This window comes from Lysobacter defluvii IMMIB APB-9 = DSM 18482 (genome assembly GCF_000423325.1).
GTDB lineage: Bacteria > Pseudomonadota > Gammaproteobacteria > Xanthomonadales > Xanthomonadaceae > Novilysobacter > Novilysobacter defluvii.
The window spans coordinates 442,970-458,773 of the sequence record NZ_AUHT01000005.1 but is presented as its reverse complement, the minus strand read 5'-3'; the positions used below and the strand labels follow the sequence as shown (position 1 = coordinate 458,773).

General features: G+C 70.3%; 14 protein-coding genes, 1 tRNA gene and 1 riboswitch. Of the genes, 10 read left to right on the top strand and 5 right to left on the bottom strand.

Annotation, left to right across the window (positions count from 1 at the left end; genetic code table 11):
- Nucleotides 1-120: 120 nt before the first annotated feature.
- A complete protein-coding gene (gene thiS, locus G545_RS0104430) occupies nt 121-321 on the bottom strand; it encodes a sulfur carrier protein ThiS (protein WP_027069335.1) in 201 nt (66 codons plus the stop codon).
- Nucleotides 322-486: 165 nt separating this feature from the next.
- Between thiS and G545_RS13530 the strand changes: the two genes are divergently transcribed.
- The 6 genes from G545_RS13530 (at nt 487) to G545_RS0104400 (ending at nt 6,205) form a co-directional block, all read left to right on the top strand.
- A complete protein-coding gene (locus tag G545_RS13530; RefSeq protein ID WP_197050199.1) occupies nt 487-2,304 on the top strand; it encodes an autotransporter domain-containing protein in 1,818 nt (605 codons plus the stop codon).
- Between the two features lie 58 nt (nt 2,305-2,362).
- A tRNA-Gly gene (locus tag G545_RS0104420) sits at nt 2,363-2,436 on the top strand.
- A 59-nt stretch (nt 2,437-2,495) separates the two neighbouring features.
- The gene (gene rimK / locus G545_RS0104415; RefSeq protein WP_027069334.1) at nt 2,496-3,380 is read left to right on the top strand and encodes a 30S ribosomal protein S6--L-glutamate ligase; all 885 of its coding nucleotides are present in this window, start codon (nt 2,496-2,498) and stop codon (nt 3,378-3,380) included.
- Nucleotides 3,381-3,452: 72 nt separating this feature from the next.
- Entirely contained in the window at nt 3,453-3,920 is a 468-nt protein-coding gene (locus tag G545_RS0104410; RefSeq protein WP_052106637.1) for a hypothetical protein, read from the top strand.
- 271 nt (nt 3,921-4,191) lie between these two features.
- Complete coding sequence (locus tag G545_RS0104405; protein WP_027069332.1) at nt 4,192-4,875, top strand: response regulator transcription factor; 684 nt, start codon at nt 4,192-4,194, stop codon at nt 4,873-4,875.
- Complete coding sequence (locus tag G545_RS0104400; RefSeq protein WP_027069331.1) at nt 4,862-6,205, top strand: sensor histidine kinase; 1,344 nt, start codon at nt 4,862-4,864, stop codon at nt 6,203-6,205. The genes G545_RS0104405 and G545_RS0104400 overlap by 14 nt, the downstream gene beginning before the upstream one ends.
- 25 nt (nt 6,206-6,230) lie before the next feature.
- Here the strand turns inward: G545_RS0104400 and G545_RS14935 are convergent, their stop codons facing one another.
- The 3 genes from G545_RS14935 to metF form a co-directional block, all read right to left on the bottom strand.
- Nucleotides 6,231-6,809, bottom strand: a complete 579-nt coding sequence (locus G545_RS14935; RefSeq protein WP_154656513.1) for a hypothetical protein — start codon at nt 6,807-6,809, stop codon at nt 6,231-6,233.
- A 54-nt stretch (nt 6,810-6,863) separates the two neighbouring features.
- A complete protein-coding gene (locus G545_RS14930) occupies nt 6,864-7,538 on the bottom strand; it encodes a hypothetical protein (protein ID WP_027069330.1) in 675 nt (224 codons plus the stop codon).
- A gap of 105 nt (nt 7,539-7,643) precedes the next feature.
- Nucleotides 7,644-8,468, bottom strand: coding sequence for a methylenetetrahydrofolate reductase [NAD(P)H] (gene metF / locus G545_RS0104385; RefSeq protein WP_027069329.1), 825 nt, complete (start codon nt 8,466-8,468; stop codon nt 7,644-7,646).
- Nucleotides 8,469-8,674: 206 nt separating this feature from the next.
- Here metF and G545_RS0104380 point away from each other — a divergent pair, with 206 nt between their 5' ends.
- Genes G545_RS0104380 through G545_RS0104370 form a run of 3 tightly spaced genes read left to right on the top strand, consistent with a single transcriptional unit; the run spans nt 8,675 to nt 11,415 of the window.
- The gene (locus G545_RS0104380; RefSeq protein WP_027069328.1) at nt 8,675-9,601 is read left to right on the top strand and encodes an alpha/beta fold hydrolase; all 927 of its coding nucleotides are present in this window, start codon (nt 8,675-8,677) and stop codon (nt 9,599-9,601) included.
- Between the two features lie 24 nt (nt 9,602-9,625).
- Complete coding sequence (locus G545_RS0104375) at nt 9,626-10,666, top strand: sensor histidine kinase (protein WP_027069327.1); 1,041 nt, start codon at nt 9,626-9,628, stop codon at nt 10,664-10,666.
- A gap of 11 nt (nt 10,667-10,677) precedes the next feature.
- Nucleotides 10,678-11,415 (top strand): LytR/AlgR family response regulator transcription factor, encoded by a 738-nt coding sequence (locus tag G545_RS0104370; RefSeq protein WP_036136929.1) that lies wholly within the window; start codon nt 10,678-10,680, stop codon nt 11,413-11,415.
- A 78-nt stretch (nt 11,416-11,493) separates the two neighbouring features.
- On the opposite strand, the gene ahcY is transcribed toward G545_RS0104370, so the two are convergent.
- Complete coding sequence (ahcY, locus tag G545_RS0104365) at nt 11,494-12,939, bottom strand: adenosylhomocysteinase (protein WP_027069325.1); 1,446 nt, start codon at nt 12,937-12,939, stop codon at nt 11,494-11,496.
- Nucleotides 12,940-13,066: 127 nt separating this feature from the next.
- Nucleotides 13,067-13,147: riboswitch (S-adenosyl-L-homocysteine riboswitch) on the bottom strand.
- Between the two features lie 196 nt (nt 13,148-13,343).
- On the opposite strand from ahcY, the gene G545_RS0104360 reads away from it, so the two are divergent.
- Nucleotides 13,344-15,800 carry an alpha/beta hydrolase family protein gene (locus G545_RS0104360; protein WP_052106725.1) on the top strand — a complete coding sequence of 819 codons (2,457 nt, stop codon included), beginning with the start codon at nt 13,344-13,346 and terminating at the stop codon, nt 15,798-15,800.
- The last annotated feature ends 4 nt before the right edge of the window (nt 15,801-15,804 follow it).

The window sequence follows — 15,804 nt, the reverse complement described above, 5'->3', positions numbered from 1 at the left end:
GGTGTGTTGCTGGAGCAGGCCATGGATGGCCTGCGCCCGGTGAGTCGCGCCATGGATGGCGCGACCGAACCGGCCAGCAAGCACGCCACGCGCGCGACGCTCCTTCCGGAGCCAACAAACTCACCCGCCTCCGAGCGCGTGCACGATCTCGACCTGGTCCCCGTCGGCCAGGGCATGCGCCTCGTGCTGCCCGCGCGGGACGATGGTGCCGTTGACCTCGACCGCCACCCGCCGGCCGGCCAGGCCCTCGGCCTCCAGCAGCGAGGAAATGGTGGTGGGTGCCGCCAGCTGGCGCGGCTCGCCGTTGAGCGTGATGTCCATGTCCCGATTGTCGCCCGCCCGGCCCGGAGCGGCCAGTGACCCGGGCGGCGGCGCGGGCCGGACTTGAGCGGCGCCCTTGGCCGTGCTGGCATAGTGGCCCGGTTGCGCCGGCGTTCCGGCGTCCCTCATCAGGAGCAACAGATGACCCGTCCGATCCGCAATGCCCTGGCAGTGGCGCTTGCGCTGGCCGCGGCGCCGGCGATGGCGCAGTTCCATGGCACCAGCGACAACGACAGCCCGTATTCGCAGACCGTGTTCTTCGGTGACAGCCTGACCGATTCGGGACACTACCGCCCCGCGCTGGTCGGCGCGGTCGGGCCGCAGGGGGCGATCCTGGGCAAGTTCACGACCAACCCGTGGCTGGTCTGGTCCGAGTACCTGGCCGAGTACTACGACACCAAGGCCGACCCGGCCAACCAGGGCGGGACCAACTACGCGGTCGGCGGTGCGCTGGTCGACACCGACGCCGTCGGCGCGCTGGGCCCGACCCCGTCGATGACCTCGCAGCTGGAGACCTACCTGGCGCAGAGCGGCGGCAGGGCGGACCCGAACGCGCTGTACACGGTGTGGGGTGGCAACAACGACCTGTTCGCGGTCGCGCAGGGCGCGCCGGCCGAGGGGATCGGTGCCGCGGTGGCGGCGCAGGTCGGGCTCATCGGCACCCTGCAGGGCGCCGGGGCGCGCTACGTGCTGGTTCCGAACATCCCCGACCTGGGCCTGACCCCGTCCGCGCGCGCGCAGGGCCCGGCCGCGCAGGCGGGGCTGACCGCGATCGCCTCCGCCTACAACGACGCGCTGTACGGCGCGCTGGCGCAGAACGGGCTGCGGGTCATCCCGATGGACATGTTCCACCTGTTCCAGGAGCTGGCCGCGGATCCGGCGTCGTTCGGCTTCTCCAACATCACCGGGACCGCCTGCCAGCCGCAGGTCACGGCGCAGTCGGTGACCTGCCAGCCGGGCAGCTACGTAAGCCCTGGCGCGGCGACCAGCCATGCCTTTGCCGACGGCGTGCACCCCTCCGGTGCCGCCCATGAAGTGATCGCCGGGTACGCGACCTCCGTGCTGGAGGGCCCGCGCCAGATGGCGGTGCTGGCCAACTCGGCCGCGATGACCGGGCGCGCCCGCGCCGAGCGCGTGTCCTCCCGCCTGCAGGGCGTCCAGGCCGACGGCCGCAACCTGTGGTTCGACCTGCGCGGTGATTTCCAGCGTTACGACCACGGGACCCTGTACGACGGCGCTGGCCCGGCGCTGACCCTGGGCGTGGACTGGACGCGTGACGGGCTCACCTATGGTGGCTTCCTTGGCCACGGCGCCGGCAAGTACGACTGGGGCCGCCGCGGCGGCGAGTTCGACCAGGACGAGACCAGCATCGGCGGCTACCTCGGCTGGCGCTCCGGCAACGCCTGGGTGAACCTGCAGGCCGGCTGGACCGACCTGGCGATCGACACCGCACGCAACGCAAACCTCGGCCGGCTGACCCGCGTGCACCGGGGCGACGTGGACGGCAGCAACGTGAGCATCGGCCTGGATGCCGGCTACGAGTTCGGGCAGGGGGCGCTTCGCCACGGCCCGGTCGTCGGGGTGCTTGCGCAGCGCATCGAGATCGACGGCTTCGCCGAGTCCGATCCGGCGCTGTCGACCTCGCTGGCCTACCCGGACCAGGAGTTCGACTCCCTGGTGGGTACCGCGGGCTGGCAGCTGCGCTACGTGGCGAGCCCGGCCTTTGCCCCGTACGCGCGGCTCACGATCGACCGCGAGTTCGAGGACCATCCGGAAGAGGTCTTCGCCAGCCTGCAGTCGATGCCGGGCGCGGCCCCATACGCGGTGCCGGGCGTGGCCTTCGACGACACCTACGGCACGGCCACCTTCGGGGTGCGTACGCAGCTGTTCGGGCTGGACGCCAACGTCGGTGCGAGCCTGACCGCGGGGCAGGACGACGCGCACCACACCAGCGCGTTCCTGACCATCGGCAAGGGCTTCTGAGCACGGCCGCGGGGAGGGGATTCCCTGCGGCCCGCCCAGCGCCTACACTGGGCGTCGCGCGGGTGTAGTTCAATGGTAGAACCTCAGCTTCCCAAGCTGATGGCGTGGGTTCGATTCCCATCACCCGCTCCAATCCACGGCGGCCCGGCAAACCCGGGCCGCCGTTTTTCGTTCCCGTGCCGGGCGACCCGATGAAGCTGGCGATCCTCTCGCGCAACAGCAAGCTGTACTCCACCCGGCGGCTGGTCGAGGCGGCGCGTGAACGCGGACACAGCGTCCGGGTGCTCGATCCGCTGCGCTGCTACATGCGCATCGAGTCCGGGGCGTTCGCCATGCGCTACAAGGGCAGCCCGGTCTCGGGCTACCAGGCGGTGATCCCGCGCATCGGCGCCTCTGTCACCCGCTACGGGACGGCCGTGCTGCGGCAGTTCGAACTGATGGGCAGCTACAGCCCCAACCCCGCCGACGCGGTGCTGCGCGCCCGGGACAAGCTGCGTGCCCACCAGCTGCTGGCCGCCGCGGGCCTGGGCATGCCGGCGACGGTGTTCGGCGACAACCCCGACGATACCGCCGACCTGCTGGCGATGCTTGGGCCGCCGCCCCACGTGATCAAGCTCAACGAGGGGAGCCAGGGCGCCGGGGTGATGCTGACCGAGAAGCTGTCCGCCTCGCGTGGCGTGGTCGAGGCGCTTCGCGGTCTGTACGCCCAGTTCCTCGTGCAGGAGTTCGTGGCCGAGGCCAAGGGGGCCGACCTGCGCTGCCTGGTCGTGGGCGACCGCGTGGTGGCGGGGATGCGGCGGAAGGCCCCGCGGGACGATTTCCGCTCCAACCTCCACCGTGGCGGTACCGCCAGGGCGGCACGGCCGACCCGGGCCGAGCAGCAGCTGGCGGTCCGGGCCGCCTCGGTACTCGGCCTGGAGGTCGCGGGCGTGGACATGGTGCGCTCGGCGTCGGGGCCCCTGGTGCTCGAGGTGAACGCCTCGCCCGGCCTGGAAGGAATCGAGGAGGCCTGTGGGGTCGACATCGCGGGCGCGATCATCCGGCACGTCGAACTCCGGGCCCGACCGGGCGGCTGACGCGTGTCGACCCGTGGTACCGTCCCGGTCAGGCCGGGTGACGGCGAATGGGGTGGCAGGATGGGGAATCGCATGTTGGCCGTGGCGCTTGCCGCGGCGCTGTTGTCCACGACCGTCGCGGACGCGCAGGCCAGCGGGATCGACCTGGCGAACGGAGAAACGCTGCAGGCGCAGCAGGCTCGGGTCCAGAAGGAGTTCGCCGCGGGTGGGGAGTACGCGGAGATCGGGCCGGAGCAGCAGCGGGTGGCCCTGGAGCTGTTCCGCCGGATGGGAAGGCTGGTGGATGCCGACGGCCGCGCGGTCGCGCTGGCTCCCGAGCGCAAGGTGGAGCTGTTCAACCTGCAGGAAGAGCTGAACACCATCCTGCAGCAGGCGGCCGAGGACAGCCGCCTGGTGTGTCGCCGCGAGCGGCACGTCGGGAGCAACATGCCGGTCAACACCTGCGCGACCGTCGCGGAACGGCGCAGGCTGCGGGAGGGCGGCCAGGAGATGTTCCGCTCGATCCGTCCCGCGCAGCCGATCAATGACCAGGCACGTTGAACTTTCCGGTGTGCAGATAGTGAGCGGGAGCGCGGCGTTTACGAACGTTTAACCTGCGTTTAATACGGGGCCGAATAGCCTGACGCCAGGATCTCCCGCGGAGCCGGCGGTGCAAGCCGCCGGCCCGCCGATCCTCGATCGGGGCGACGCTTTTGGCCCAGGCACGGTGCCGCCGTGCCTGGGTTTTTTGTACGCTGGCCCGCACGCCTCCGTGACACCGCGCACGGCAGCCTGTCGCGATCCCATGCCAGACCCAGGACGGAACTTCCCAATGCGCATCCTCGTCATCGAAGACAACCGCGACATCGCAGCCAACCTCGGTGATTTCCTGGAGGACCGCGGGCACTCGGTCGACTTCGCGGCCGATGGCATCACCGGCCTGCACCTGGCGGTGGTCAACGACTTCGACGCGATCGTGCTCGACCTCAACCTGCCCGGCCTGGACGGGCTCGAGGTCTGCCGCAAGCTGCGCAACGAGGCGCGCAAGCAGACGCCGGTGCTCATGCTGACGGCACGGGACACCCTCGAGAACAAGCTCGCCGGCTTCGATTCCGGTGCCGATGACTACCTGATCAAGCCCTTCGCCCTGCAGGAGGTCGAGGTGCGCCTGAACGCGCTGGCGCGGCGCGGCCGGGGCGTGCAGACGCGCGTGCTGAACGCGGCCGACCTGGAGTACAACCTCGATACGCTGGAGGTGCGCCGGCAGGGCAAGCTGCTGCAGCTCAACCCCACCGCGCTGAAGATCCTGCAGGCCCTGATGGAGGCCAGCCCGGCGGTGGTCACGCGCCAGGAACTGGAAACCCGGGTCTGGGGCGAGGAGCTGCCCGATTCCGACAGCCTGCGCGTGCACATCCACGGCCTGCGACAGGTGGTCGACAAGCCGTTCGACACCCCGCTGATCCAGACCCGCCATGGCATCGGCTACCGCATCGCGGAACTCGATGGCGGCAGCTGACAACGCGGCACCGCGCCGCCGGCCCCGCCATCGCCGGCGCCTTCGCACCCGCATCATCCTGTCCTTCGTGCTGTTGGGCTTCGGCCTGACCACGCTGTTCGCGCTGGCGACCCTCTATGTGCAGGGACGGCTGGAGAACCAGCTCGTCGAGCGGACGCTGGAACGCGAGGTCAGCAACCTGGTCATGCAGGTTGAACAGAACCCCGACGAGCCGCCGTTCTTCCTGATCTTCGACGCACGGACGTGGAGTCCCAAGAACGCATTCAAGGTCGATCCGCTTTACCGCGACCTCGAGCCCGGGATCCACAACGTCCGCCAACAGGCACCGGATGGAAGCTGGCACGACTACAAGGTCGCGGTGCGCCAGGGAGTCAGCCCGAACGGAACGCCGTTCACCAGCCTGGTCCGTTATGACGTCACCGGTGCCGCCGAAGCCAGCACGAAGCTCATGCGGGCGCTGGTCATCTCCGTCGTTCTGTTCTCGCTGCTGTCATTGATGCTCGGCTGGTGGTCGGCTTCGCGGGTCATGAGCCCGGTGTCGGAACTGGCCAGGCGGCTGAAGCTTTCCGGGCGCAGCTCGCAACCGGAGGCGCTGGCGCTGCACTTCCCCGACGATGAGGTCGGCCAGCTCGCCGAGGCACTGGACGACTACGCGGAGCGGCTGACCGAGGTGGTCCAGCGCGACCGCGAATTCAACGCCGACGTCAGCCATGAGCTGCGCACGCCGCTGGCGGTGATCAAGGGCGCGGTGGAACTGCTGCTGTCGCGGCCGGGCCTGGACGAGAAGACCGAGGCCCGCCTGCTGCGCATCCAGCGCGCCGAGCAGCAGTGCACCGACCTGATCAGCGCCCTGCTGCTGCTGTCGCGCAACGAGCGCGGACATGGTGCCACCGAGGTCGCGAAGGTCGCCGCGCAGTTGCTGGAGATCCACCGGGCACAGTTGCGGGGCAAGGACGTCGAGCTGCGGCTGGAGGGCAGTGACGCCCCGGTGGTCGACGCGCCCGAGTCCGCCGTCACCGTCGCCCTGGGCAACCTGATCGGCAACGCGGTCAAGTACACCGCGCAGGGCGAGGTGGTGGTGCGGCTGATGGGCAACGCCGTGGAAGTGCGGGACTCCGGCCCGGGGCTGAGCGAGGAGGACGCGGCGAACCTGTTCCGGCGCGGCTACCGCGGCACCCATTCCGGCCCGTCACAGGGCGGCGGCATCGGGCTGTCGATCGTGCGCCGGCTGTGCGACCTGTACGGCTGGGACGTGCGCGTCGCTTCCGGCGGCCCGACCCACGGCGTGGTGGCTACCCTCTACTTCGACGCAGGGGCGGACCCGGCGTGACCGGCTGATGGACTGGCCGCGGCGCTCAGCCCGCCAGCCAGACGCAGCCGAAATGCTCGCGCAGGTCGAAGGTGGTCCGGCTGGACCCACCATCGGGATGCAGCTGGTCGAGCTGGAGTGCGACCGGAGCCGCGGCTTCGGGACGGCGTCCGTCGTCCAGCACGCTCCACGCCCGGGGCGGCGGACGGTGCACCACCGGTGTGACGTGCAGCAACGGGCGGGCGACGACGCCCTGCAGGCGTTCCATGATGGAGTTGCCGCTGGACCCCGAGATGCCCGTCCAGTGGTAGACGCCCGCGAGCCGGTTGACATCGCCCCGGTCGATCGCCGTGGAGACCTCCCAGACCAGCTCGCGCACGTTGCGGGCACAGCCGTTGAGGATTCGCCGGTCGGTCACGGTGGCGCCCGGCACGGCGGCAACGGCGCCCACGTCATCGCAGCTGCGATCGGTGAACACCGTGTCTCCCGCAGGCCCCTGGCACTGGCGGACCTGCGCGCCAGCGGACGGCACCCAGGCCACCGCGGGAAGGAGCAGGGCCGCTGCGAGGAGCGTGCCGGCAAAGGCGGTCACGCGATGGCTGCTTGCTTGGGATTCTTCCGCCATCGGGGCAGGCTACCCCAGGTGAAATGCACGTGAAAGCCGTGGCGGCAGCGCGAGTCAGAAACGGACGAAGTGGCAGCCCTGGTGATCCACGACCCGGAACTCGTGGGTCCGCTTCCGTTCCCCGCTGCCGACGTGTACCTGGATCACCCCGCCCAGCGGAGCGGGCCCCGCGCTTGCCAGCTGGACCAGACTGCCCCCGGCGCCGTAATGGCGGATGTCGTGCAGCGGTTGCGCGGCCATGGACTGCAGCCGGGGCATCACCGAGTCGGCCGTCGTATTGTCGCTGCCGGCCCAGTGATAGAGGGCGGCGAGGCGGTTCACGTCCGCACCGATCCACGCGGCCTGCAACTCCATCACGAGCTGGGTGGGGGAACGGGCGCATCCGCGCGGCGATACGCGTGCCGGTGCCGGGTGGGGCGCGGGTTCCATCGGCAGCGGCGCGGCTCCGGTCCCGCGCGCGCTGGACTGCGGCGGCGACCACGACGCATTGACCGTGCGGGGCGACGCCGCACGCGCGCCGCCGTCATTCGCCAGCCTGGCGAGCAGTTCCCCCTCGAGTGGAGCGGGGCTCGCTCCGAAGGCGCCGCAGTCCTGGTCGGTATACACCTGCGTGCCGTCGGCGCGCTCGCAGCGCTGGATCCCGCTGCCTCGGTCCTGCGTCCACGCCGCCGCCGGCGCCGCGGCGCCAGCAAGGACAAACAGCAGCAGGGGAAGGACGCGGGCGCGCATGGCGGGATACCGGTGGACCGTGCATCCGATGCTCCGCCGGTCCGTGTATGCGACCCGTGGGTGAAACCCCCCGGGGCTGAACGGTCGCCTGCCCCCCGCTGAACCTCAGCGCAACTGCTCGAGCACGCGCAGCGTGGGGCGCGCCAGGTTCAGCGTGTAGAAGTGGAATCCGGGCGCACCGCCCTCCATCAGCCGGCGGCACAGCTGGGCGACCACCTCGGCCCCGAAGGCGCGCACGCTCTCCACGTCGTCTCCGAACGCCTGCATCCGCTGCGCCACCCAGCGCGGGATCTCCGCACCGCACATTTCCGAGAAGCGCCGGGTCTGGCTGTAGTTGGAGATCGGCATGATCCCCGGCACCACCGGCACGTCCACGCCCGCCGCGCGGATGTCCTCCACGAACCGGAAGTAGGCATCCGCGTTGTAGAAGTACTGGGTGATCGCGCCGTCCGCGCCGGCCTTCACCTTGTCGACGAAGTGCCGCAGGTCGGCCCGGGCATCGCGTGCCTGGGGGTGGGTTTCCGGGTACGCGGCGACCTCGATGTGGAACCAGTCGCCGGTTTCGGTGCGGATGAACTCCACCAGCTCGCTCGCGTGCCGCAGGTCACCCGGAGTGACCATCCCGGAGGGCAGGTCGCCCCGCAGCGTGACCAGCCGGCGTGCCCCGAGCGCCCGGTACAGCTTCAGCAGCCCCCGGATCTCCTCGCGCGAGCCGCCCATGCAGGTGATGTGGGGCGCCGCGTCGAGCCCGTGTTCGCCCTTCAGGCGGCGGATCGCTTCCGGCGTATGGCTCAGCGTCGAGCCGCCGGCACCGAAGGTGACGCTGACGTACTCCGGCGCGGCCTCCGCCAGCCGCCCCACGGCACGGTCGAGCTGGGCGCGCTGCGAATCGGTCTTGGGCGGGTAGAACTCGAAACTGATCGGGACCATCGATCTGCTGCTGCATCGGGACGGATGTGGGCAGCATATCGCTACATCGAGATAGATGGAAAATCAGTTGCGGTGCGCGGGGGGGCGGGTGCCGTATGTCCGCCCCTTTCGTCCGTCCATCACCGCTTGCGCCCGTACGTCATCTTCCTGGGGCGTGGCACGGCTCCGCCACGCAACCTGTGCAAACCCAAGCACAGGAGCAGGACATGCGTCATTCCCGTAACCAGTCCCACTTTTCCGCCGCCCTGCTGGCGGGCGCTATTGCCCTCGCCATCGGGGTGGGTCTTCCGCACCGCGCCGAAGCAGCGGACTTCCGCGGGGTTTCGGTGGAGGTCGTGGGCGACGGCACCCCGGTGTTGATGATCCCGGGCCTGAACAGTGGCATGGATACCTGGAGGGATACCTGCAGCGCGCTGCAACCGCAGGTCCAGTGCCACCTGGTGCAACTGCCCGGGTTCGCCGGACAACCCGCTGTGGAGGAGGAGGCGTACCTCGAGGGCATGCGTGACCGCCTGCTCGGCTACGTGGACTCGGCCAACCTGGAGCAGCCGGTCGTGGTCGGCCACAGCCTCGGCGGTGTCGTGGCGATGCAGATGGCCATCGCGAGGCCCGAAGCCGTGGGCAAGCTCGTGGTGGTCGACGCGCTGCCCTACCTCGGTGCGGCGCAGAACCCAGCGGCGACGGCGGAGCAGGTGAACCGGACCGCCGGGCAGATGCGCGCCGCCATGGAAGCGGCGGACGATGCCTCGTACATGGCCCAGTTGATCGGCATGCTGCCGACGCAGACGCGGACCGTGGAGCGCTTGGGGACGCTCGAGGAATGGGCCCGCGCGAGCGACCGCGCGGTCACGACCCAGGCGCTCTACGAGGTGATGACCACCGACCTGCGCGCCGAGGTGGGCCGTATCGAAGCGCCCACGCTCGTGCTGGCGAGTTGGGCCGGGTATGCGCCGCTTGGCGCAACCCCGGAGACGGTGCGCGGCGGCTTCGAGGCGCAGTACGCGGCGCTCGACGGCGTGCAGATCGAGATGAGCGCGGATGGGTACCATTTCCTGATGTGGGATGATCCGCAGTGGCTTCGGCAGCACGTGCGGGAGTTCGTCGGCGCCGCGCCGGACACGGCCGCGCGCTGAAGCGGCCGGCCGCCAGGGGAACCGATGAAGAACGACAGCCGCCGCTTCTGGGTACTGAACGCGCTCGTGTGGGGCGTGTACGCCGCCCTGGGCACCTACAGCATGGTGGCTTCGGCCGGGTGGTCCTCCGGAGCGGTGCTGATCACCACCACGTTCGGGCTGATGCTGTTCCTGGCCAGCGGGGCGGTGCGCGCGATCGCCCTGCGCGGTGACTGGCTGGATCGCGATGCGCGCGGACTCGCGCTGCGCATGCTGGCCTCGAGCGTGATCGGCGCCGTCTTCGTCCAGGCGGTGATCGCCGCGGTCCTGCTGTCGGCCCTGGCACTGGGCTGGGTAACGGTCCCGGGCGGGCAGGCGAACTACAGTCCGGGCGCGTTCTTCGCGTACCTGACCGGCACCGCGGTCCCGCTGGTGTTGTGGTCGGCGGGATGGGCCGGGGCCCGCGCCCTGCGGCGTGCGCGTGACAGCGAGCTGGCGCGCCTCAAGGCGGAAGCCGGACGACAGCGCATGGAGCTGGAGCTGCTGCGTGCACGTCTCAACCCGCACTTCGTATTCAACGCGCTCAACAACCTGCGTGCGCTGATCTCCGAAGACCCGGTCCGTGCACGTGACCTGGTGACGCGGCTGTCCGGCACGCTGCGGCAGGCGCTGGAACACAACCCGCGCAGCCTGGTGTCGCTGTCGGAGGAGATGGCGGTCGTGGAGGACTACCTGGGCATCGAGGGCGTGCACTACGAGCAGCGCCTGCGCGTGCGGCGCCACATCGACGGCGACGCGCTCCAGGCATTGGTGCCACCGATGTCATTGCAGCTGCTGGTTGAGAACGCGATCAAGCACGGGATCGGTTCCACGCCCGGTGGTGGCGAGCTCACGATCTCCGCCCGGCAGGACGGGGGCGTGCTGCACATCGAGGTCGGCAACCCGGGCCGGCTGCGGGACGCCAGCCGGCGCGGTGTCGGCCTGGCGTACCTGCGGACGCAACTGGAGCAGATGGACCCCCCGGGGGCGCTGGACCTGCGGGAGGAGGGTGCACGCGTGCTGGCCCGCATGGAGGTGGCGCAGTGAGCGGCGCTGCCATGGCGTCCCGGCGCATCCGCACGGCGGTGGTCGACGACACCAGGTTGGCCAGGCGCGAACTGGCCACGCTGCTGGCCGACCATGCCGACGTGGAGTGCGTGGGCGAGGCCGACGATGTCCCGGCCGGCATCGAGCTGCTGCGCCGCGAGCAACCCGACTTGCTGTTGCTCGACATCCAGATGCCGTCCGGCACCGGGTTCGATCTGCTCGATGGCCTCGACCCGGTGCCGCTGGTCGTGTTCACCACGGCCTACGACCAGCATGCCGTTCGCGCGTTCGAGGCGAATGCCCTGGACTACCTGGTCAAGCCGGTCGCGCCGGATCGCCTGGCGGCGGCGCTGGACCGTGCCCGGGAGCGGCTTTCGCGCGGGGGCGCCACCCCGCCGCCACCCAGGCAGCTGCTGGGAGCGGACGACCAGGTCTTCCTGCGGGAGGGCGAGCGCTGCTGGTTCGTCACGCTGGGCGAGGTCGACCGGATCGTGGTCGAAGGCAATTACGCGCGCCTGTGGTTCCGCGGCGAGAAGGTGTTCCTCCAGCGCAGCCTGAGCGCGCTGGAGCAGCGGATCGAGCCCGGCCTGTTCTTCCGCGCCAACCGCAACACCCTGGTCAACCTGCGTGCGATCCGCACGATCGACCCGTGGCTCAACGACGGCTACCTGCTGCAACTGCGAGACGGCAGCGAGGTCGAGGTGTCACGTCGCCAGGGGCGCGAGCTGCGCGACCGCCTCTCGTTGTAGTCCCGGGCACACGCCTGGCGCAAAAAGGAACGGGCGCCGAAGCGCCCGTCCTGGTGGTCACCGGATCGCTTGCCGCGATCAGTACCGGTAGTGATCCGGCTTGAACGGCCCGTCCACCGATACGCCGATGTAGTCGGCCTGCTCCTGCGACAGCTTCGTCAGCTTCACCCCGATCTTCTCCAGGTGCAGCCGCGCGACTTCCTCGTCCAGGTGCTTGGGCAGCAGGTAGACCTTGTTCTCGTACGCGTCCTTGTTGGCCCACAGGTCGATCTGCGCCAGGGTCTGGTTGGCGAAGGAGTTGGACATCACGAAGCTCGGGTGGCCGGTGGCGCAGCCCAGGTTCACCAGGCGGCCCTCGGCGAGCAGGAAGATCGCGTTTCCGTTCGGGAACACGAACTTGTCGACCTGCGGCTTGATGTTGATCCGCTCGATGCCGGGGGTCGCCTTGAGCGCCTCGACCTGGATCTCGTTGTCGAAGTGGCCGATGTTGCAGACGATCGCCTGGTCCTTCATCGCCGCCATGTGCTGCGCGGTGATGATGTCCTTGTTGCCGGTGGTGGTGACGTAGATGTCGCCGCGGCCCAGGGTGTCCTCGACGGTGGTGACCTCGTAGCCTTCCATCGCCGCCTGCAGGGCGCAGATCGGGTCGATCTCGGTGACGATCACGCGGGCGCCGTAGGCACGCAGCGAGTCCGCGCAGCCCTTGCCCACGTCGCCGTAGCCGCAGACGACCGCGACCTTGCCCGCCAGCATCACGTCCATCGCGCGCTTGAGGCCATCGGCCAGCGACTCGCGGCACCCGTAGAGGTTGTCGAACTTGGACTTGGTGACCGAGTCGTTGACGTTGATCGCCGGCACCAGCAGCTTGCCGTCCTGCGCCAGCTGGTAGAGGCGGTGCACGCCGGTGGTGGTCTCCTCGGAGACGCCCTTCCAGTCACGGACCACGGTGGTCCAGAAGCCGGGGCGCTCGGACGCGACGCGCTTGAGCAGGTTCTTGATGACCTGCTCCTCCTCGCTGCCGGAGGGGGTGTCGACCCAGTCGCTGCCGTTCTCGAGCTCGTAGCCCTTGTGGATCAGCAGGGTGACGTCGCCGCCGTCGTCCACGACCAGCTGCGGGCCGAGGAAGCCGCCGTTGCCGTCCGGGAAGCTCAGCGCGTCCAGGGTGCAGTCCCAGTATTCCTCCAGGGTCTCGCCCTTCCAGGCGAACACCGGGGTGCCGGTGGCGGCGATCGCCGCGGCAGCGTGGTCCTGGGTGCTGAAGATGTTGCACGAGGCCCAGCGCACGTCCGCGCCGATGTCCTTGAGCGTCTCGATCAGCACCGCGGTCTGGATGGTCATGTGCAGCGAGCCGGTCACGCGCACGCCCTTGAGCGGCGCCTCGTCGGCATGCTTGCGGCGGATCGACATCAGGCCCGGCATCTCGTGCTCGGCGATGTCGATTTCCTTGCGGCCCCAGTCGGCCAGCGTGATGTCGGCGATCTTGTAGTCGCCGTCCTGGGAAAAAGTCCTGGCTTGCGCGTTCATATCAAAGCTCCGGTGTTTTGCCCCCTCTCCCGCTTGCGGGAGAGGGCTGGGGTGAGGGCCCGCCGCTTCCCCTCTCCCGCTCGCGGGAGAGGGCCGGGGTGAGGGCCCGCCTTTCGGGGGGAGGGCAGGGCACCGGGCGCCGTTCGATCCATGGTTTCCACCGAGCCTGGCCACGATCTTCGTCGTGGTCGCAGCGCCCCTCGGCGGCAGCGCAATTGTACCGTCGCCCGGTCCGCGCCAGAACGGCCGGCATCCCCGCCGTTCAGAGCCGCCCCCGCGGGCACCGTTTCTTGCACGATCTGTCCAACCGCGAGGCCCCGGACTTTCGTCACTCCAACGGATCCGCGCGACATGCAAGGGTGGTGGGATGCCGCCGCTGCGGCCACGGATTCCGGAGGAAACGCATGAACCCAGTCCTGCGGCGCGCCTGCGCCACCGCCCTTCTCGCCGGCCTGCTGCCGCTGGCCCTATCGGCCCAGCCGGCCACCAACGTGGAGGCGGGCAGCGGCTACCAGTTGCCGGTGCCGGCGCTGCAGGCCCTGGTCGACGCGCCGCGGCCGCCGCAGGCCTCGCTCAGCCCCCGGCGCGACCTGCTCGCCTTCATCGAAACGCCCTCGCTGCCGGGCATCGACGTGGTCGCGCAGGAGGAGCTCCGCCTCGCGGGCATGCGCATCCACCCGCATACCTGGTCGCGCAGCGCGTTCTCGTTCGGTACCGGGCTGTCGCTGCGGGCAGTCGACGGCGAACAGGAGCGCCCGGTGCAGGGCCTGCCGGAGAAGCCGGCGATCGCCTCCATCGCCTGGTCCCCGGACCAGCGCCACCTTGCCTTCAGCCATGTCGACACCGCCGCCGGCGAGGTACAGCTGTGGCTGGTCGACGTCGCCGCCGGCAGTGCGCGCCAGCTGCTTGCGCAGCCGCTCAATGCCGTCGCCGGGTCCGGGTTCACCTGGATGCCGGACAGCGCCGGCCTCCTGGTGACGCTGCGCCCCGCGGGCGCCGGGGCACCGCCGACCGCGGGCGTGCCCACCGGTCCGAACATCCAGCAGACCTCGGGCGGGGCGGTGCAGCAGATCCGCACCTACCAGGACCTGCTGTCCAGCGAGGCGGACGCACGGCTGTTCGAGCACTACATGCGCTCGCAGCTGGCACTGGTCGGCACCGATGGCGACGTGCGCTTGATCGGTTCGCCCGACCTGCACGTCGGCGCGTCGCCCTCGCCGGACGGCCATCACCTGCTGGTGCAGGTGATGGAGCGCCCGTTCTCCTACATGGTCCCGTACCACCGCTTCCCGCGGCGGGTGCAGGTGCTCGACACCACCGGTGCGCTGGTCCACGACCACGTCCGCCTGCCGCTGGTGGAGGGCCTCCCGGTCGGCAACGACTCGGTCCCGACCGGCATGCGGTCGATCGGCTGGCGCAACGACGCGCCCGCGACCCTGGTGTGGGTCGAGGCGCAGGACGGCGGCGACCCGGCGGTCGAGGCCGAGGTGCGCGACCGGGTGTTCTCCCTGGCCGCGCCGTACACCGGCGAGCCGCAGGTACTGGCCGACCTGTCCAAGCGCTACGCGGGCATCACCTGGGGCGATGGCGAGCTGGCGCTGGTGAGCGAGCGCTGGTGGAAGGACCGCAGCACCCGCACCTGGAAGATCGCGCCGGACGCGCCCGGGGCCGGGCAGGAGCTGGTGTTCGACCGCTCCTACGAGGACCGCTACAGCGACCCGGGCTCGCCGGTGACCGCGGTCGACGACAACGGCCGCTCGCGGCTGGTGGTCGCCGCCAACGGCGAGATCTTCCTGCAGGGCGCCGGTGCATCGCCGGAGGGCGACCGCCCGTTCCTGGACCGCTTCGACCTGGAGACCGGGGAGTCGACCCGCCTGTTCCACTCGCAGGCGCCGCACTACGAGTCGGTGCAGGCGATGCTCGACAGCGAGGGACGCCGGCTGCTGACCACGCGCGAGACCCCGACCGAGGTGCCGAACCTGTATGTCCGCGACCTGGCCGCGGGACAGGACGCGCTGCGCGCGCTCACCGACTACCCGCACCCGACGCCGGAGCTGCGCGACGTCAGCAAGGAGAAGATCCGCTACACCCGCGCCGACGGCGTGGAGATGACCGCGGACCTGTACCTGCCGGCCGGCTACGACGCCGGACGCGACGGTCCGCTGCCGATGCTGATGTGGGCCTACCCGCGCGAGTTCAAGTCGGCCGACGCCGCCAGCCAGGTGCGTGGCTCGCCGCACCGCTTCAACGCGATCAGCTACTGGGGCCCGCTCGGCTTCCTGGCCCGCGGCTATGCGGTGCTGGACGGCCCGACGATGCCGATCGTCGGTGAGGGCGACGCCGAGCCCAACGACACCTACGTCGAGCAGCTCGTGGCGAGCGCCCAGGCGGCGGTGGACGAGGTGGTGCGCCGCGGCGTGGCCGACCGCGACCGCATCGCCATCGGCGGCCACTCCTACGGTGCGTTCATGACCGCCAACCTGCTGGCGCACAGCGACCTGTTCCGCGCCGGCATCGCCCGCAGCGGTGCCTACAACCGCACCCTGACCCCATTCGGCTTCCAGGCCGAGGAGCGCAACTTCTGGGACGCGCCGGAGACCTACCTGGCCATGTCGCCCTTCATGCACGCCGGCCGGATCGACGAGCCGATGCTGATCATCCACGGCGAGGACGACAACAACTCCGGCACCTACCCGATGCAGAGCGAGCGCATGTACGCGGCGATGAAGGGTCTGGGCGGCAACGCCCGGCTGGTGATGTTGCCCAAGGAGTCCCACGGCTACCGCGCCCGCGAGTCGGTCCTGCACATGCTGGCCGAAGAGGACGCGTGGCTGGAGAAGTACGTCAAGAACGCGGAGTAATACT